Below are 17,876 nucleotides of genomic sequence, written 5' to 3'. Positions count from 1 at the left end.
GTCAGGCCCGCCACTCCGCCGTGCGCTCCGGGGACGCCGCGTCCAGCGCCTTGCGCACCGCCGCCGCGTCGGACGCGAGGCCGTAGACCGGGGTGCCGGGCTGCTGGCGCCAGGACTCGTCCTGGCCGCCGGCGTCCACGGTGTCGAAGCCGATCTCGTCGAGGAGCGCCGAGACGACCTGCTTCGCGGCCGCGTCGTCGCTCGCGATGGGCAGGGAGACGCGCTGCGGGTCGCCGGACGGGCGGGGCTTGTCGAGGATGTCGTGGGCGTAGGTGCCGTTGAAGACCTTGACCACCTGGTGGCCGAGCTGCCGCTCCGTCCAGCGGCTCTCGGTCAGGCCCTCGTCCTCGATCCCGGCGATCTTCCCGTCGCGCTGCTGCGGGTAGTAGTTGCCGGTGTCGATGACGGTGACGTCGGGGGCCGCCGTGCCCAGGAGGCCCTTGGGCAGGTTCGGCACGGCCTTGAGCGGGATCGTGACGACCACGACCTGCGCGTCGCGCACCGCGTCCTCGATCGTGGCGGCAGTCGCGCCGGTCTCCTCGGCCAGTGCGGTCAGGGTGTGGGGACCGCGGGAGTTCGCGACGTGGACGTCGTGGCCGACGGGGGTGAGGCGCCGGGTGAGGTTGCCACCGATGTTGCCCGCGCCGATGATGCCGATCTTCATGTCGTGCCCTTGCTCTTCGGGGTCAGCGGATTCACGCACGTATCTACGTGGACTGCGAACCGGGAGGTCCCGCGGGCTATTCCCAGACCGCCCCCAAACGGGCCAATCGGGCTCACTCGGCCTCCCGCGAGGCCAACTTCCCCTGCATCACGGTCAGTTCGTCCCGCGCAGCCCGCCCCGCCGCCTCCGCGTCCCCCGCCGCCACCGCCTCGACCAGATCCGCGTGCGCCGCGTCCCCGTGGTCCTGCTCCGCCTGCTGTACGTCGACCAGCGCGAGGAGGTCGACCAGGGCCTCACGCAGCGCCGGGGCGAACTCGGCGAAGAGGTCGGTGAGGACCGGGTTGCGGGCGGCCGCGACAACGGTGGCGTGCAGCGCGATGTCGGCGTCGACGAACGCGCCGCCGGGGCCGCCGGCCGCACCCCTGCGTGCGTCGAGCGCGGCCCGCATCGCGGCGATGTCCTCGTCCGTGCGGCGCTCGGCGGCGAGGCGTGCGGCCTGGATCTCCAGGAGCGTACGGACTTCGTAGACGTCGGCGACCGCCGCGCGGCGCAGCCGGGTCGGCCAGTCCTCGACCGGGCGCAGCGCCGTGACGAAGACGCCCGCGCCCTGCTTCGGCCGCAGCATCCCCTGGCCCGTGAGCGCGCGCAGGGCCTCGCGGACCGTGGAGCGGCCGACGCCGAGGTCCTTGGCCAGTGTGGTCTCGCCGGGCAGGCGGGTGCCGAGGGGCCAGGCGCCGTCGGCGATCTGGGCGCGAAGGCGCTCCGCGGCCTGTTCGACGAGCGGGCTGGGACGGAGGGGGCCGGTCGGCGACGACACGGGATCACCAACTTGTCTGAGGAGTACTTGTCTGAGGACCTGAGGTGTGGCTAGTCTAGCGGGCATGTTCCGCGGACTCCTTCTTCTCGGCTGCCGCGGCGGGGCCTGACGCGACCGGCACCCCGCCGCGGGGTGCCGTGCTGCCGGTCGTCCCCGCACGACCGAGCCGAGGAAGGCCTCAGCCACCATGTACCGCTGGAATCCGCAGACCCCGGGCCCGATGCCGTATCACCGCTACCGGCCCGACCACGAGCGCGTCAACATCCCTGCGATTGACCGGAGTTGGCCGTCGAAGCGGCTCACAGAGGCGCCGCTGTGGGTGCCCGTCGATCTGCGCGACGGCAATCAGGCGCTCGCCGAGCCGATGGACACCGCCCGCAAGCGCCGCTTCTTCGATCTGCTGGTGGGGATGGGCTTCAAGGAGATCGAGATCGGCTATCCGTCGGCGAGCCGGACGGACTTCGACTTCGTACGTCACCTGGTCGAGCAGGTCGCGGCGGGCGCCGTGCCCGATGACGTCACCCCCGTCGTGTTCACGCCCGCCAAGCCGGATCTGATCGAGCGGACCTTCGCCTCGATCGAGGGGCTGCCGCGCGCCGTGGTGCACCTCTACATCCCCACCTCCCCCACGTGGCGCGACGTCGTGCTCGGCATGACGCGGGCCGAGATCCAGCGCACCGTCCGCGAGGCCGCCGCGCACATGGCCCGCCTCGCCGACGCCCGACCGGACGCGCACATCCGCTTCCAGTTCGCCCCGGAGACCTTCAACGTCACCGAGCCGGACTTCGCCCTGGAGGTGTGCAACGGGCTGACCGAGCTGTGGGACGCGAGCCCCGAGCGCCCGGTGACCCACAATCTGCCGACGACCGTCGAGATCTCGACGCCCAACGTGTACGCCGACCAGATCGAGTACATGCACCGGAACCTCGCCCGCCGCGAGTCCGTCATCCTCTCCGTGCACCCGCACAACGACCGCGGCACCGGCGTCGCCTGCGCCGAACTCGCGGTCCTGGCAGGGGCGCAGCGGGTGGAGGGCTGCCTGTTCGGCAACGGCGAGCGGACGGGGAACGTCGATCTCGTCACCCTCGCCATGAACCTGTACGCGCAGGGCGTCGACCCGATGATCGACTTCTCGGACATCGACGCGGTGCGCGAGACGGTCGAGTTCTGCAACCGGCTGCCGGTGCACCCCCGGCACCCGTACGGCGGTGAACTCGTCTACACCGCCTTCTCCGGCACCCACCAGGACGCCATCTCCAAGGGCTTCGCGCACCGCGCCGCGCACCCGGACGAGCCGTGGAACGTGCCGTATCTGCCGATCGACCCGGCCGATGTGGGGCGTACGTACGAGGCCGTGATCCGCGTCAACTCGCAGTCGGGCAAGGGCGGGATGGCGTATCTGCTGAAGGAGCACCACGGCGTCGACCTGCCGCGGGCGCTGCGGCCCGAGTACGCGCGGATCGTGCAGGAGGCCACGGACGACAGCGGCCGCGAGGCGGAGCCGGACGAGCTGTACGCCCTGTTCCGTGCGGCCTATCTGAATGTCACAGGGCCCGTGGCGCTCGCCGACGGCTGGTCGGCGCGGCAGGACGGCGCCGTGCACCGCTTCACGTGCACGCTCGAAGTCGACGGTGCGGCACGGGAGTTGGAGGGCAAGGGGAACGGCCCGCTGGCGGCCTTCGCGGACGCGCTCGCGGCGGCCGGCCGGGACGTGGACGTCCTGGACTACACCCAGCACGCGCTGACGGCGGGGCGGGAGGCCGAGACCGTCGCGTTCGCGCACTGCCGGGTCGGCGGGGTGCCGGTGTGGGGCGCGGGCCGTGACACGTCGGTGCTGGCCGCTTCCGTACGGGCGGTGCTGTCGGCGGTGAACAGGGCCGCGGCCGGGGCGTGAGACACCGGTGGGGCGTGCGCCGCGCGCACGCCCCACTGGTGTCCGGGCTCACTTGTTCAGGTTCGCCCAGAACTCGTCGAACGAGAGCCGCTTGTCCCCGTTGGCGTCCTGCCCGGCGATGAGCACCTCGGCCACGGAGTCCGTGACGTTGAAGTCGCCCATCTGCGCCATGGCGCTCTTGTACTCGGCCGCCGTGATGAAGCCGTCGCCGTCCGCGTCGAACCGATCGAACGCCTTGCGTGCTTCCTCGATGTCCGCCACCGGGTCACCCCTCGATTTTCGTACTGCCGTATTGACGGGGGTCAGATTATCCGGAGGCGTGAGCGCGCAGTGCGGCGAGTACCCAGGCGAACTCCTCGCGGTACGGGTGCTCGGGGGTGCCGCCCTTCAGAACGCCGAGGAGTTCCCGGTAGCGGGCCACCTTGTCGTCCATCGTGGCGAGCAGCCGGTCGAGGACGGCGGACCGGTCCGCGTCGCCGAGCAACTCCTGCAACACCGGCTCCGCGGCGGTCGACTGCGGGTCGATCCCGTCCCGCACCGCGTCGCCCGCGAGCGCGACCAGCTTCTGCAGGAACACCATGGACGAGCCGGCCGCGTCCTCGGGGGTGCGGTCGGCCGCGTTGTACTCGGTGGCCTGCCGCATGCGGGCCTTGAACGCCGGGTCCTGGAGCAGTTCGGCCAGCTCCACCCAGGCGTCGACCTGCTCGGGCGTCGGGTCGTCCGGCAGGCCCGCGCTCATGTTCCGCATCCGCTCCTGGACCGCCGGGTCGACGGTGTCCAGGCCGTGCAGCATCTCCTCGGCGAAGTCGTCCATGATCCGCTTGCGCTCGGCGGCGGACTGTCGTGCCAGCTTGTTCATCAGGGCCATCTCCTCGGCGCTCGAATTGCGTTTCGCGACGGTCGACAGCACGGCCCGGTTGAGCCGCAGCACCTGGATCTGCGCGTCGAGCGCCGCCACGTGCGCGGCGGCGACGGACGCGATGTCCCGGTCCCCGGAAAGGATCTTCCGTACGTCGTCCAGGCCGAGGCCCAGCTGGCGCAGGGTGCGGATCAGCTCCAGGCGGGCCACGGACTCGGCGTCGTAGAGCCGGTAGCCGCCCTCGCTGCGGGCCATGGGGTGCAGTACGCCCTCGTCGGACCAGAACCGGATGGTGCGCACCGTGAGGCCGGTGCGGCGTGCCAGCTGTCCGATCGTGAGCAGCTGCGGGCCGTCGTCGATCATGTCGAGGAGTCTGGGCCTTCCAGTGGGTGGAGACTCAAGCGTCTCTAATTGGCTTGGGTTTCCTGAGTCATCCCGGGTGTTCGGGATGGTCCGGGAGGGGGACTCGGCCACGGCCACCTCTGCCTTCGGGTGGGTGTGGTGTGGGCGTGGCGGTGGAAGCCTGCCCCGAGTCGTGCCCCGCTCGGCCGGGGTGGCCGTGTAGGGGTGCCAATCGTGGTCGGGCCCTGCTGCCGTGGCCACCGCTGGCTGCGGCGTGTCGGGTGCGTGGGGAGCCGCCCCGCCGGACGCTTGCCACCCGGACCCGTCGTCCCCGCCGGGGCGGGGGTGGGGGTATCGGGTGGGGCGGGGACCCTGCGCCGCTTGCCGGGCACAGGGCGTCTGGTTGTCGGACCGCTCTTGGTGCGGTCCGGAGTCTGCGGGTGGACCGCACTGGCGCGGTCCAGGGCCTCGATGACGCCGCGGATCACATAGGTGCCGCTGGTGCGATCGGGGCAGGTGGCGTGCTGGTGGGTCAGCCCGCGGGCACCGATCCGCTGCCAGGCGGCCTGATCCCGGCCGGTGCTGTACCCGCAGGCAGTGTTCGGGCAGCTCGCCCACGCCCACCCGGGGCGGGGGTCATCCGGGGCGCGGTGGTGACGGAAGGCGGTGAGGCAGCGCGGGCAGTACTTCGACGTGCCGCGCGGCGGGACGATCACCACCGCGATGCCGTGGACGGCGGCCTGATGCCGGGCGTGGGTGACGATCGCGCCGCGCACCGTCTGAGACAGCCGAGTGTTCAGCGTGCGGCCCCTGCCGCGGGCCTCCATGTCCCGCAGATCCTCCAGATAGATGACGCTCGCCCCGGCCGCCCGCGCGTGGTCGACCATGAACCGGGCCGCCGCCCGCGCCAGATGCGCGTTGAGGCGAGACCGCTTGCGGCCGACCCGCTCCCGCTCCGCCTCCAGAACGGAAAGCTTGCCGCGCACCCACGGATCCGGGGGCAGGCCGCGTGCGGTGCGGGACGCGGTCAGGGTATCGAGCGCAGTGATGCGGGTATGCAGGTGCTCGCCCTGGACGCGCAGCCGGTCGGTCTTGGCCAGCACCCCGTCCGCGCGGAAGAACAGCGGCCGCCTCTCGGTGACCACGCGGGGCTGGGCCTCGTCGGAGAGGTGCAGGCGGCCGCCGGTGAACAGGGTGTTCAGTCCCCAATCGAAGGCCACGGCCACCCGATGACCCGACTTTTCGGTCTTGGGCACCGGGTGGGCGTAGGGCACGTCCAGCAGCAGGCGGCCCTGGCGGATCCGCAGGGTGGGCGGGCACAGCACCGCGGCCGCGGGGACATGCGGAGGCAGGCGGAAACGGAGACGCACCGGATGCCAGTCTGTCCGGGTCATAGGGTCGGGCCGCACTGGCAGCCGCACAGTCAGCACCGCATAGCGGACCGGGTCCTGATCGCAGCGCTCCAGAACGGCCATCCGACGGTCGACGGCGGCCAGCAGCACCTGCCCACCTACCCGCGGGACGTCCTCGCACTCGGTCAGCCCCGCCGGAAGCGAGTCGTGCCGGGCCCTGTGGGCGGCGATCTGCCGGGTGCGGGCCTTCAGCACACTGGATGCCACCGCACCGCTGCCATCGGGCAGCGCGGCCCGCAGCGCTTCCCACTCCTGCGTCGTGCGGCGGTCGGGATCGGCGGGCCAGGTCGCCAGCACCGCATCGGCAAGCTGGGCGCGCCACCAGGCCGACCTCAAGACCCGGCCCGCCTGTTCCTGCACCATCCGCGCCACCCGATCGGACACGTACACACCCTCCGGTGCCACCGAACCCCAGCCCAGGCGGCGCAACGCCATCCACGCCTGCGACGGCAACGCCACCCCGAACCGGTCGACTCCGGAGGCCAGTTGAGCCAGATCAGCCTGTGTCCAGTGTGCGCTGACCAACCCTTCGACCATCTCGCCGACCAGCGTGGTGAGCCAGCCGGCCCGCTCCACCACTCCCGCCTCACCCAAGGCTTCGCCGGTCGTCAGGTCCACACCCCGCGGCGCCCCTCACGTATGCGAATGGCTATGTACGCAGACATACGGGGGTCAGCGGTCGGCGACGCGCATCTCGAACCAGGTCGTCTTGCCGCGCGGCAGCAGGTCGACGCCCCAGCGGTCGGAGAGCTTGTCGACGAGGAAGAGGCCGCGCCCGGAGATGTCGAGCTCGTGCACCGGCATCAGGCAGGGCAGGCCGCGGGACGGGTCGCGCACCTCGATGCGGATCCAGCCGCGGCGGCGCAGCATGCGCAGGCCGAAGTGGCGGGCACCGGTGTGCCGCACCGCGTTGCCGACGAGCTCGGAGACGAGCAGGACGCCGTCCTCGGTCATTTTCGGGGAGAGGCCCCAGTGGCGCAGGACGACCACCTGTGCGAGCCGTCGTGCGGTCGCGGCCGACTCGGGGCGCGACGGCAGTGACACCTCCGCCTCGGCCGGATTTCCGAACAACTCCAGTGCCCTCAGGGCGTGTTCGTCCTCGACCGCGGGAGACCAGCGCGCCGCGGTCGCACTCCCGTGCCGCCGCGGTTGTTCCACACCCTCAAGCCCCGCCATGGCTCCATGATGGGGCCATGGAGCCCCTCGTGGGGCCGTTCCGACGGAATAAGCCCCCCGGAACGCTTCGTTCCGGAGGGCCGTTTGGGCATATGCCCTTGGCAGTACAGGGGTGTTTACACCCGGGCTGACCTGGGACAACTCCGCGCGTGAAGGTCGCATTTGATCGTTTGCGGCCGAACGCGCTTAAGGCTCGCTTAAGGTTGGGATAATGCTCCCCGAACGAGCGAACTGATCAACTCGGTTTGCCTGAAAGGCAATTGACGGGTCGTCCGAGGGGCGACCGGACACCTGTCAGGCGAACTTCGCCTTACCCGGGCCTTCTTCCACAAAGCTGCGCATCCCGGTCTCCCGGTCCTGTGTGGCGAACAGGCCTGCGAACCAATTGCGTTCGATCGCCAGACCCGTGTCGAGGTCCGTCTCCAGGCCCGTGTCGATCGACTCCTTCGCCGCCCGCAGCGCGATCGCGGGCCCCTTGGCAAGCTGCCCCGCCCAGGCGTTCGCGGCGTCGAAGACCTCGGCCGCGGGGACCACCCGGTCGACGAGCCCGAGGGTGAGCGCCTCGTCGGCCCGCACCTGGCGGCCCGTGAAGATCAGGTCCTTGGCCTTGGACGGGCCGACGAGCCGGGACAGGCGCTGGGTGCCGCCGGCGCCGGGGATCAGGCCGAGCAGGATCTCCGGCTGCCCGAGCTTGGCGTTGTCGGCGGCGATCCGGAAGTCGGCGCACAGCGCCAGTTCGCAGCCGCCGCCCAGCGCGTAGCCGGTGACGGCGGCGACGACGGGCTTCGGGATGCGGGCGACCGCGGTGAACGAGTCCTGCAGTCCGCGGGAGCGCGCGACCATGGCCGCGTGATCCATGTCCCGCATCTCCTTGATGTCCGCGCCGGCCGCGAACACCTTCTCGCTGCCGCGGACGACCACGGCCCGGATGTCGTCCCGGGTCGTGGCCTCCTCGGCGAGTTCCTTGATGCGGTCCTGGACGGCGACGTCCAGGGCGTTCATCGGGGGGCGGTCCAGACGGATGGTCCCGACGCCGTCGGCTACTTCAAGGTGAACGGTCATGCGGCGCAGCGTACCCAGCGGATGGGTGCGGGCCACCGGCGGCAGGGTCGCGGGGCTCTGCCCCGGACCCCGCGCCTCAATCGCCGGCGAGGCTGAAGGTGTCTACTTCTTCCAGTCCGCCCAAGACATGTTCCAACCGTTCAGGCCGTTGCCCGCGTCGACCGTCTTGTCGTGGGTGTTCTTGACCACCACCACGTCGCCCGTCATCGACTGGTCGAAGAACCAGGCCGCCGGGACCTTCTTGTCGTAGCCGCCGCGGACGTCGCGCAGGCCGATGCAGCCGTGGCTGGAGTTGACGTTGCCGAAGGTGCCGCCGCCCCAGTAGTTGCCGTGGATGAACGTGCCGGAGTCGGTCAGGCGCTGGGCGTGCGGGACGTCCTTGATGTCGTACTCGCCGCCGTAGCCGACCGTCTCGCCGTTCATGCGGGTCACCCGCAGCCGCTCGCTGATCACCATCGTGCCGCTCCAGGTCTCGTAGCCCGGCTTGCCCGTGGTGATCGGGATCTTCTTGATGGTCTCGCCGTCGCGCTTGACCGTCATCATGTGGGTCTTGGCGTCGACCGTGGAGATCTGGCTGCGGCCGACGGTGAACTTCACGGTCTTGACCTGCTTGCCGTAGACACCGGGCCGGCCCTCGACGCCGTCGAGGTTCAGCTTGACCGTGACCTCGGTGCCCTTCGCCCAGTACTTCTCCGGGCGGAAGTCGATGCGGTCGTTGCCGAACCAGTGGCCCTCGACCGGGACGGAGGGCTCGGCCTTGACCGATATCGCCTTCTCGACGTCCTCGGGGTGCGTGATGCCGCGCGAGAAGCGGATCGAGAACGGCATGCCGACGCCGACCTTCGAGCCGTCCTCCGGGGTGAACGTGCCGATGAAGGTGTTCTTCGGGGTGAGCGTGGTGAACGTGGAGTCCTTGGCGGACTCGCGGCCGGCCTTGTCCTTGGCGACCGCGTGCACCTTGTACTCGGTCGACGCGGCGAGGTGCCGCGCCGGGGTCCAGCTGCTGCCGCCGCCGGTTATCGCGCCCTGCACCTCGTTGCCCTTGGTGTCGGCGACCTTCACCTCGGTCAGCTTGCCCTTGTCCGCGGTGACCTTCAGGGCCCCGCTGGTCGCGACGCCGTCGGCGCCGTTCTTGGGCGCCACCGCCACCACGGCCTGCGACTCCTTGTCGGCCGCCTGGCCGGAATCCCCCTTGTCGTCACCCGATCCACCGCCACCACCGCCACATGCGGTGACAAGGAAGAGTGCCGTTCCCAGCAGAAACGCGGATATCGGTCGTCGCCCGTTCAAGATCTTTCTCCCCTCGCACGGCCTTGCCCCCAAGGCCCGCACTACCGCGCCTGCAACGCGCGCACTGCGAAAGATAACCACACGACCTGGGAGAACGGATCCCCAGAGATGTCACCGTTCAGTCCCAACAGCGGGCAGGATGCCCGACTTTCGGCTAGGACGTAACCGCTCCCCCGGCCTTCCAGCGCGTCCAGTCCATGTTCCAGCCACCCAGCCCGTTGTCGGCCGCGACCTCCTTGTCCGCGCTGTTCCTGACCTCCACCACGTCTCCGATCAGGCTGCGGCCGAAGAAGCGGCCGGCGGGGGTCCGGGAGCCGCCGCCCTTCACATCGCGCAGTCCTACGCATCCGTGGCTGACGTTGCTGCGGCCGAAGACGCCGTCCGACCAGTAGTTGCCGTGCAGGAACGTGCCGGAGTCGGTGAGCCGGATGGCGTGCGGGACGTCCGGGATGTCGTACTCGCCGCCGAAGCCGACGGTGCGGCTGTCCATGCGGGTGACGTCGAGCTTCTCGCTGACGACCATCTTTCCGTTGTACGTCGTCGAGCCCGGCGCCCCCGCGGTGATCGGCACGGTCTCCATCGGCTTGCCGCGCCTGTGCACGCGCATGGTGTGCGACGCCGCGTCCACCACGCTGACCTGGCTGCGGCCCACCGTGAACGTGAACGCCTTGTCCTGGAGGCCGTAGACGCCGGGCGCCGCCTGTACATCGCGCAGGCCCAGGTCGACGGTGACCTCGGTGCCCGGCTTCCAGTAGTTCTTCGGCCGGAAGTCGAGGCGGCTCCTGCCGAACCAGTGCGGGGCGATCTCCACGCCGGGCTCGGCGGTGACCCTGATCGCGCGCCGCACGGCGGCCCGGTTCTCGATCTCCCGGTTGAACGCGACCTTCACGATCATGCCGGTGCCGACCTGGGCCCGGTGCTCGGGCGTGACGTAGCCGATGAAGCGCTTGCCGGGAACGTACGTCTTGAACGTGGTGTGCCGGGCCACCCGGCGCCCGTGGCCGTCCATGGCGACCGCGTCGACCTTGTACTGCGCGGCGAGCGCGAGGCGGTCCGCACCCGGGCCCGTGGGGCGCCAGCGCATCGAGTCCCGCTCCAGGCGACCCGGCACGGACCGCTCCTGCGCGTCCTGGACCCTGACGACCTTGACCGACTCCAACCGGCCCTCGGGAACGGTGACTTGAAGCCTTCCGCCCGCCCGTACGCCCTTCGCCCCGTCGTCGGGCGTGACCCGGATCAGTTCCTTCGCGGACCGCGGCTTTCCGAACGTCGTGTCGCCGCCGCATCCGGCGAGCGTGCCCATCAGTCCTGCCCAGGTCAGTACGGCGCCCAAGGTCGCCCCTGCGTGCCGCGCACGCCTCACAGCTGTTCTCACGCCAGAGCCAACGACGTGCCCCCCGCTGGGGAAACGTGAGTGCGAGCGAAGCTCTGGGCAGAACAGTGGGAGGAAGCAGGGGGAGCGCGGCCGGGACGCCGCACGCCCCGCTGCCCATGAGTCGTGGAGCCGCGGGAGGCCGTCAGGTGTCGAGCGCACCCGAGCAGGAGGCAGTTCAGAGCGCGCCGCGCGCGGGCAATGGCAGAGCGCTGCCCGCCCCGTTCACCGGTCGCGGCCGCGAGCGGGAGCACGTGTCCCCGCTGGAGCCGGTGTGGCCGGGCACGCCCGTGCCGCTCGGCGCCCGCTTCCGGGTCGGACCGGAGGGTGTGGCCGGCACCAACTTCGCCCTGTGGGCGGGCGGCGCCGAGTCCGTCGAGCTGTGCCTGTTCGACGAGGAGGGCCGTGAACGCCGGGCCGCTCTCACCGAGCTGACGCACGAGATCTGGCACGGCTTCGTGCCGGGAGTGCTTCCGGGACAGCGCTACGGCTTCCGGGTGCACGGCCGCTGGGACCCGTGGACGGGCGCCCGCTGGAACCCGGCGAAGCTGCTGCTCGACCCGTACGCGCGGGCGGTGGACGGCGAGTTCGGGCTGCCGCCCGAGGTCTACGGGCACGTACGGGACTGGCCCGAGCAGCATGTGGCCGACACGGTGCGCGACAACCGGGACTCGGCGCCGTACGTCCCGAAGGGCGTGGTCGTGCACGACGACGCGTCCGGCGACGAGTGGGTGGACGACCGGCGCCCGAAGACGCCCTGGGCGGACTCGGTGATCTACGAGGTGCACGTGCGCGGCTTCACGCGTCAACACCCGGGGATTCCGGAGGAGTTGAGGGGTACGTACGCGGGGCTCGCGCACCCCGCCGCGATCGAGCACCTCGTGAATCTCGGGGTGACGGCGGTGGAGCTGCTTCCGGTGCACCAGTTCGCGCACGAGGACCATCTGCTGCGCCGGGGCCTGCGCAACTACTGGGGCTACAACTCCATCGGCTACTTTGCCCCGCACGCGGGATACGCGGCGTCCGGCACGGGCGGGCAGCAGGTGGGTGAGTTCAAGCGGATGGTGCGGGCGCTGCACGACGCGGGGATCGAGGTCATCCTCGACGTGGTCTACAACCACACGGCGGAGGCCGGCGAGCTGGGCCCGATGCTGTCCCTGAAGGGCATCGACAACCGTGGCTACTACCGCCTCCAGGACGACGCGCGCCGCTACGCCGACTACACGGGCTGCGGCAACACGCTGCACGTGGTGCAGCCGCAGGTGCTGAGGCTGATCACGGACTCGCTCAGGTACTGGGTCACGGAGATGGGCGTCGACGGCTTCCGCTTCGACCTGGCCGCGGCGCTCGCCCGCTCCATGCACGACGTCGACATGCTCTCCCCCTTCCTCGCGGTCATCGCGCAGGACCCGGTGCTTCGCCGGGTGAAGCTGATCGCCGAGCCGTGGGACGTCGGCTCGGGCGGCTACCAGGTCGGCTCCTTCCCGCCCCTGTGGACGGAGTGGAACGACCGCTACCGGGACGCCGTCCGCGACTTCTGGCGCGGCGCGCTGCCCGACGTACGCGACCTGGGGTATCGCCTGTCGGGGTCGAGCGACCTGTACGCATGGGGCGGGCGCAGGCCCTACGCCTCGGTCAACTTCATCACCGCCCACGACGGCTTCACGCTCCGCGACCTCGTGTCGTACGAGCGGAAGCACAACGAGGCCAACGGGGAGGGCAACCGGGACGGCACGCACGACAACCGGTCGTGGAACTGCGGCGTCGAGGGCGAGACCGACGACGAGGGCGTACGGGCCCTGCGCAGACGGCAGTTGCGCAATCTGCTGACGACGCTGCTGCTGTCGACCGGGGTGCCGATGCTGGTGGCGGGCGACGAGTTCGGGCGCACGCAGCGCGGCAGCAACAACGCGTACTGCCAGGACAACGAGATCAGCTGGGTGGACTGGGGGCTTCTCGACGACCCCGGCTGCCGGGAGCTGTTCGCGCTCACCGCACGGCTCGTCGCGCTGCGGCACGCGCACCCCGTGCTGCGGCGCCGCGCGTTCTTCTCGGGGCGCGCGCACTCGGCGGACGGGCTGCGGGACCTGGCGTGGTTCACCTCGCGCGGCACCGAGATGACGGAGGGCGACTGGTACGCGCCCGCCGCCACGGTCGGCATGTATCTGTCGGGGCGCGACATCCCTGGCCGGGACGCCCGCGGCGAGCCCATCACCGACGACAGCTTCCTCGCGGTCCTGCACGCGGGCGACCGGGCCGAGAGCTTCGTGCTGCCGGGCGAACCCTGGGCCCGGTCGTACGAGGTGGTGGTGGACACCGGCGAGGAGGAGCAGGGCGCGGCGCCGGCCGTGCTGCACGAGGCCGGCGCCACGGTCACGGTGGAGGCCAGGACGGTGCTGCTCCTGAAGGTCAGGAGCTAGCGCCCTGGGGTCGCGGCTCCCCCGCGTAGGTGCCGAAGGACCACTTGTTGCCCTCCGGGTCGGTGATCGCGAACTCGCGGCTGCCGTACGGCTGGTCCTCGATTTCGCGGAGAATCTTGACGCCCGCGTCGACGAGCCGCTCGTACAGCTCGTCGACCCGGGCGGTCACGACGTAGCCGCCGAAGGTGCCCGGCTCGACGCACCAGGTGCCCGGTTCGGCGTCCGGCTTGTGGGAGCCGAGCATGATCCCGCCGCCCTCGGGCCAGTCGAGCTGGGCGTGGGCGACGCGGTCGCCGTCCTCGTAGACGGCGGTGCGCAGGAAGCCGACGGTGCCGACGAGGAAGTCGATGAGCGCGGGCGCGTCGGTCGCCTGGAGGGTGGGCCAGACGGCGGGCTCGCGGGGTGTCTGCTGGGTGCTCTGCTGGGTGCTCTGTGTGGTGTTCATGGCTCCGAGTCTTCGCCGTTGTGGTGTCCCCCGGCTTGGATGTTTCGGCACTCCTCGGCGAGCCAGCCGGTCGGGCTCAGGCCCGTGTACTGGCGGAAGTCGCGGACCAGGTGCGAGTGGTCGCAGTACCCGTGCTCCGCGGCGACGCGGGACAGGTCCGGCGGGGCGCCCGCGGCCACGGCGCGGACGACGGCGGCCTTCGCGTGCTGGAAGCGCATCAGGCGGGCGGCCTGCTTGGGGCTGAGGCCCGTCTCGGCGCGGAACAGCGTGGTGAGGCGGCGCTCGCTGAGGGCGACGTGCGCGGCGAGCCCCTTCAGGGTGCCCGCGCCGCGGTGCCGGGCGAGCCAGGTCCACGCCTCGGCGACCTCGGGGCGCACGCCGGCCAGCGGGTCCTCGGCCGTCCGCCGCGTCACGTAGTCGGAGACGAGCTCGAAGCGGGCCCGCCAGTCGTCCAGTTCGGCCAGCTCCTCCCGTACGAGCGCCGCCGTCCGGCCGAGCACGTCCGCGCCCTCGACCGCGACGGGCCCCGCGAGGTCGGCCGCGGGCGCCCCCAGCAGCGCGCGGGCCGCGAGAGGGTGCACGGCGAGCTGGATGCCGCCCTCGGACCCGGACTGCGCGATGAACTCGGGGCTCTGGTGCAGCCCGCCCACGACGATGTCCGTACGGACCGCGTCGGGGCCCAGGGCCTCCTCGGGGGTGTGGCCGCCGACGACCGGCTCGTCGAGGGTGAAGATCACCGTGAGGTACGGGGAGGGCAGGCCGCGGTGGAGCGCGGGAGGCAGGCCACGGGTGCGATAGCCGACCGCTGAGACGATCGGGCCGCCGGGCCGTGGCGTCGCGCGCACGAACTCCTGGGAGCCGGTGCTCATGCCTTCAGTATGGGGTCCGGCGCGCTGCCGTGCCGGGCGCCTGTCGGCTACCCGTACCCGCCGGGTACATGCCGGTCACACACGGTGAATTCGATCATGGCGGGCGGCACCTGCCCGCCCTACGGTGGCCAGTCGTGAACTTCACCAAGGCAGACTCCCTGCGCAAGAAGCCCCTCCTGCTCGCCACCGCGGGCGCCGCCCTCGCCGCCGCCCTCGCCACGACCGTGCTGTGGCCGGGCGCCGACGCCTCCGCCACCACCTCCGGTGACGTACGCGCGGTGGCCGCCCAACTGAAGCACTGGCCGAGACCGCAGGCCAAGCAGCTCGCCCGGGTGATCGCGGCGCACGAGCACCAGGGCGCGTACGCGACCTTCGACGCGGACAACACGACGTATCGCAACGACCTGGAGGAGTCGCTGCTGCCCTTCCTGGAGATGAAGGGCGTCCTGACGCGGGACACGATGGACCCGTCGCTGAAGGTGATCCCCTTCAAGGACACGGCCACGCACAAGGAGACCCTGACCGAGTACTACAACCGGCTGTGCGAGGTCGACGACCAGGTCTGCTATCCGTGGGCGGCGCAGATCTTCTCCGGGTTCACGCTCAAGCAACTCAAGGGCTACGTCGACGAGTTGCTCGCGTACGACAAGCCGCTGCCGGGCGGTGCGAAGCCGCCGGAGTTCTCGGACGGCATGCGGGAGCTGTACCACGCGCTGCGCTCGCACGGCATCGAGGTGTACGTGGTGAGCGCCGCGAGCGAGGACCTCGTCCGCATGGTGCTCGGCGACCCGAAGTACGGCTACGACGTGAAGCCCGAGAACGTGCTCGGGGTCGCCGCCCTGCTCAAGGACCGCAAGACGGGTGACGTCACGAGCTCCCGCAAGGAGATCGCGGCCGGGACGTTCGACCAAAAGGCCCTGGAGGACCGGGAGTTGACGCCGAACCTGTGGGCCCCGGCGACCTGGTACGAGGGCAAGCCCGCCGCCATCAGTACGTACATCGACGCCTGGAAGAAGCCGATCCTCGCGGCCGGGGACACACCCAAGAGCGACGGCCCGATGCTGTTCCGGTCGGTGGACGTGGCGCACGGCGGCGTCCGCGTCTGGGTCAACCGCAAGGACAGCTCCATGAAGGAGCTGAACGGGATGAAGGCGGACGGGGTGAAGCGGCAGAAGGAGCTCGGGCAGAAGGTCACCGCCGACAAGCGATGGGTGACCGTGACTCCTGAGCAGATCCGTTAGCTAGCCGAGGATCCTGCGGTCGTACGCCACCGCCACCGCGGCCGCGCGGTCCTTCACGCCCAACTTGCCGTAGATGTGCGTGAGATGGGTCTTCACCGTCGCCTCGCTGATGAACAGCTCGCGCGCGATCTCCTTGTTCGAGGTGCCCTTGGACACCAGGACCAGGACCTCGCGCTCGCGGGCCGAGAGGGTCTCGTCGGCGGGCGCGGCGGGCGTGCGCACGGCCGTGACCAGGCGGGACGCGACGGCCGGTGAGAGGACGGTGCGGCCGTCGGCAGCGGCCCGTACTGCCGTGAAGAGTTCCTCGCGCGGGGCGTCCTTGAGCAGATAGCCGGTGGCGCCCGCCTCGATCGCGGGCAGCGTGTCGGAGTCCGTGTCGTACGTGGTGAGGACCAGGACGCGGGAGCGGGCGCCGCGGCGGGTCAGCTCCTTGATGGCGTCGACGCCGCCCCCGCCCGGCATGCGCAGGTCCATCAGGACGACGTCCGGGTCGAGCGCGGCGGCGCGGGCGACGGCCTCCACCCCGTTCGCCGCCTCGCCGAGGACCGTGAAACCGGTGGTCGACTCGAACATGCCGCGCAGACCGTCCCGTACGACGGGGTGGTCATCGACGATCAGGAGCGTGATCACGGGGCCGGTCACGGAGTCGGGCGCAGGGTCAGTCATGGCGCACCAAAGGTACGCGAGCGGAGATCGCCGTGCCGCCGCCTTCCTCCGACTCGACCGTGACGCCGCCCGCGAGCCGCTCGGCGCGGGCCCGCATCCCGTCGAGGCCGAAGCCGCCGGCCCCGGAGCGGGCCGGTACGGAGAGCGGGTCGAAGCCGCGGCCGTCGTCGCGCACGTCGAGGGTGACCTCGCCCGCCATGAAGGAGAGGGTGACGCCGACGCGGGTGGCGGCCGCGTGCCGGGCCGCGTTGGACAACGCCTCCTCGGCGATCCGCAGCAGGCTCGCCCCGATCTCCTCGTGCAGCGGCTCCGCCGTGCCGGTGAGGGTGAAGTCGGCGCGGACGCCGGTGCGGGCGGACCAGTCGGCGACGGTCTTCTTCAGGGCCTCGGCGAGCGTCGCGTCGTCCAGGGCTGCGGGCGCCAGATTGTGCACGGAACGGCGGGCCTCGCCGAGGCTGTGCCGGGCGAGGTCCGCGGCCCGGTCGAGGTGCTCGCGGGCCTGCTCCTGGTCGGGGGTGTTCGCGACGACCTGGAGCTGGGCGATGATCCCTGTCAGGCCCTGGGCGATGGTGTCGTGGATCTCCGCGGCGAGCCGGCGGCGCTCGTCGGAGACGCCCGCCTCCCGCGCCTGGACGAGGAGTTGGGCCTGGAGCGCGGCGTTCTCGTCGAGCGCGTCCTGGAGCGCCCGGTTGGTGTGCTCCAGCTCGGCGATGGTGGCGACCTGGGCGAGGGTGCGCTCGCGCTCCTTCGAGTCGAGGTGGACCATGGCGGCCACCAGCGCCATGTTGATCGCGTACAGCGCGCCGAAGAAGGCCCACTGCCCCGCGTTCTCGGGCGGCAGGCCGCCGGACTGGGACCCGGCCAGGATCACGGCAGACGCGGCGAGGCCGAATTTGACCAGGCGGGGCAGGAGGAAGCGGTCGGCGCCGAAGTAGCCGATGGCCGCGTAGAAGGCGAAGAGCGGGTTGATCCAGGCCAGGCCGAAGGCGAGCGCCCAGCGCAGGCCGTAGTAGACGGTGCCCGCCACCGAAGGACCCTTGCGGGCGAGGCCGGCCCGGATGGCGATCCCTTCCAGGACCGCGGCGCCCGCGACGAGCCCCACCATCGCGTACCAGCCGGTGTCGCTCACCTTGAACATCGTGTTCGTGGCCACCGCGAGCAGCACGCCGATGCCGAGCAGGGTCAGCGGGGAGAGGCGGTGGAAGTCCCGCCACCGCTGCTCGACGTCCTCCACGGCGCGGCCGAGTTCGTCCCCCGCCTCCGGTGTGTCCCGCTCGTCCATGTCCACAGTCTGCGCGACCACACCCGCCTCCAAGGTCATTGCCACCGGAACGGTCACTGCCGGCG

Annotated in this window: 16 protein-coding genes; 3 read left to right on the top strand and 13 right to left on the bottom strand. The window is 71.3% G+C overall.

All coding sequences use genetic code 11. The features are described from left to right. Position 1: 1 nt before the first annotated feature. Together OG746_RS12035 and OG746_RS12030 are read right to left on the bottom strand one after the other, a co-directional pair. Positions 2-703, bottom strand: a complete 702-nt coding sequence (locus OG746_RS12035) for an NADPH-dependent F420 reductase (protein ID WP_266714306.1) — start codon at positions 701-703, stop codon at positions 2-4. 73 nt (positions 704-776) lie between these two features. Continuing rightward, positions 777-1,481: a FadR/GntR family transcriptional regulator gene (locus tag OG746_RS12030; protein WP_266714304.1), complete on the bottom strand. Its 705-nt coding sequence runs from the start codon at positions 1,479-1,481 to the stop codon at positions 777-779. Between the two features lie 187 nt (positions 1,482-1,668). Here OG746_RS12030 and leuA point away from each other — a divergent pair, with 187 nt between their 5' ends. Next, the gene (gene leuA / locus OG746_RS12025; protein ID WP_266714302.1) at positions 1,669-3,375 is read left to right on the top strand and encodes a 2-isopropylmalate synthase; all 1,707 of its coding nucleotides are present in this window, start codon (positions 1,669-1,671) and stop codon (positions 3,373-3,375) included. Between the two features lie 48 nt (positions 3,376-3,423). Here the strand turns inward: leuA and OG746_RS12020 are convergent, their stop codons facing one another. The 7 genes from OG746_RS12020 to OG746_RS11990 all read right to left on the bottom strand — a co-directional run bounded on the left by OG746_RS12020 (position 3,424) and on the right by OG746_RS11990 (position 10,891). Next, entirely contained in the window at positions 3,424-3,636 is a 213-nt protein-coding gene (locus OG746_RS12020; RefSeq protein ID WP_266714300.1) for an EF-hand domain-containing protein, read from the bottom strand. Positions 3,637-3,682: 46 nt separating this feature from the next. Further along, positions 3,683-4,597, bottom strand: coding sequence for a MerR family transcriptional regulator (locus tag OG746_RS12015; protein WP_266714298.1), 915 nt, complete (start codon positions 4,595-4,597; stop codon positions 3,683-3,685). Between the two features lie 44 nt (positions 4,598-4,641). Next, positions 4,642-6,606: a zinc ribbon domain-containing protein gene (locus OG746_RS12010; RefSeq protein WP_266714296.1), complete on the bottom strand. Its 1,965-nt coding sequence runs from the start codon at positions 6,604-6,606 to the stop codon at positions 4,642-4,644. 54 nt (positions 6,607-6,660) lie between these two features. Next, positions 6,661-7,164 carry an ATP-binding protein gene (locus tag OG746_RS12005; protein ID WP_323179586.1) on the bottom strand — a complete coding sequence of 168 codons (504 nt, stop codon included), beginning with the start codon at positions 7,162-7,164 and terminating at the stop codon, positions 6,661-6,663. Positions 7,165-7,458: 294 nt separating this feature from the next. After that, positions 7,459-8,226 (bottom strand): enoyl-CoA hydratase/isomerase family protein, encoded by a 768-nt coding sequence (locus OG746_RS12000; RefSeq protein ID WP_266714292.1) that lies wholly within the window; start codon positions 8,224-8,226, stop codon positions 7,459-7,461. 102 nt (positions 8,227-8,328) lie between these two features. Beyond that, positions 8,329-9,516: a L,D-transpeptidase gene (locus tag OG746_RS11995; RefSeq protein WP_266714290.1), complete on the bottom strand. Its 1,188-nt coding sequence runs from the start codon at positions 9,514-9,516 to the stop codon at positions 8,329-8,331. Between the two features lie 154 nt (positions 9,517-9,670). Next, entirely contained in the window at positions 9,671-10,891 is a 1,221-nt protein-coding gene (locus tag OG746_RS11990; protein ID WP_266714288.1) for a L,D-transpeptidase, read from the bottom strand. 146 nt (positions 10,892-11,037) lie between these two features. On the opposite strand from OG746_RS11990, the gene glgX reads away from it, so the two are divergent. Then, a complete protein-coding gene (glgX, locus tag OG746_RS11985; protein WP_524540402.1) occupies positions 11,038-13,308 on the top strand; it encodes a glycogen debranching protein GlgX in 2,271 nt (756 codons plus the stop codon). On the opposite strand, the gene OG746_RS11980 is transcribed toward glgX, so the two are convergent. Further along, on the bottom strand, positions 13,298-13,753 hold the full coding sequence (locus OG746_RS11980; RefSeq protein WP_266714284.1) for a VOC family protein: 456 nt from the start codon (positions 13,751-13,753) through the stop codon (positions 13,298-13,300). The genes glgX and OG746_RS11980 overlap by 11 nt on opposite strands. Then, a complete protein-coding gene (locus tag OG746_RS11975) occupies positions 13,750-14,622 on the bottom strand; it encodes an AraC family transcriptional regulator (protein ID WP_266714283.1) in 873 nt (290 codons plus the stop codon). The genes OG746_RS11980 and OG746_RS11975 overlap by 4 nt, the downstream gene beginning before the upstream one ends. A gap of 134 nt (positions 14,623-14,756) precedes the next feature. Here OG746_RS11975 and pchP point away from each other — a divergent pair, with 134 nt between their 5' ends. Next, positions 14,757-15,863, top strand: a complete 1,107-nt coding sequence (gene pchP / locus OG746_RS11970) for a phosphorylcholine phosphatase PcpP (protein WP_323179584.1) — start codon at positions 14,757-14,759, stop codon at positions 15,861-15,863. Here the strand turns inward: pchP and OG746_RS11965 are convergent, their stop codons facing one another. Together OG746_RS11965 and OG746_RS11960 are read right to left on the bottom strand one after the other, a co-directional pair. Next, on the bottom strand, positions 15,864-16,529 hold the full coding sequence (locus tag OG746_RS11965; protein ID WP_266714282.1) for a response regulator: 666 nt from the start codon (positions 16,527-16,529) through the stop codon (positions 15,864-15,866). It lies immediately after the preceding gene. Beyond that, complete coding sequence (locus OG746_RS11960; RefSeq protein WP_266718888.1) at positions 16,522-17,811, bottom strand: sensor histidine kinase; 1,290 nt, start codon at positions 17,809-17,811, stop codon at positions 16,522-16,524. Before OG746_RS11960 ends, OG746_RS11965 begins: the two co-directional genes overlap by 8 nt. Positions 17,812-17,876: the final 65 nt, after the last annotated feature.

Origin of the sequence: Streptomyces sp. NBC_01016, assembly GCF_026341035.1 — a bacterium.
In the GTDB taxonomy this organism is placed as follows: domain Bacteria; phylum Actinomycetota; class Actinomycetes; order Streptomycetales; family Streptomycetaceae; genus Streptomyces.
The sequence above is the reverse complement of the archived record's forward strand: the minus strand, read 5'-3'. Positions and strand labels throughout refer to the sequence as shown.

Coding starts and splice junctions, on each gene's coding strand:
- OG746_RS11965 (WP_266714282.1), bottom strand. CDS start 16,529: ATGACTGACCCTGCGCCCGACTCCGTGACCGGCCCCGTGATCACGCTC.
- OG746_RS12005 (WP_323179586.1), bottom strand. CDS start 7,164: ATGGCGGGGCTTGAGGGTGTGGAACAACCGCGGCGGCACGGGAGTGCG.
- OG746_RS11980 (WP_266714284.1), bottom strand. CDS start 13,753: ATGAACACCACACAGAGCACCCAGCAGAGCACCCAGCAGACACCCCGC.
- OG746_RS12015 (WP_266714298.1), bottom strand. CDS start 4,597: ATGATCGACGACGGCCCGCAGCTGCTCACGATCGGACAGCTGGCACGC.
- OG746_RS11960 (WP_266718888.1), bottom strand. CDS start 17,811: ATGGACGAGCGGGACACACCGGAGGCGGGGGACGAACTCGGCCGCGCC.
- OG746_RS12000 (WP_266714292.1), bottom strand. CDS start 8,226: ATGACCGTTCACCTTGAAGTAGCCGACGGCGTCGGGACCATCCGTCTG.
- leuA (WP_266714302.1), top strand. CDS start 1,669: ATGTACCGCTGGAATCCGCAGACCCCGGGCCCGATGCCGTATCACCGC.
- OG746_RS11975 (WP_266714283.1), bottom strand. CDS start 14,622: ATGAGCACCGGCTCCCAGGAGTTCGTGCGCGCGACGCCACGGCCCGGC.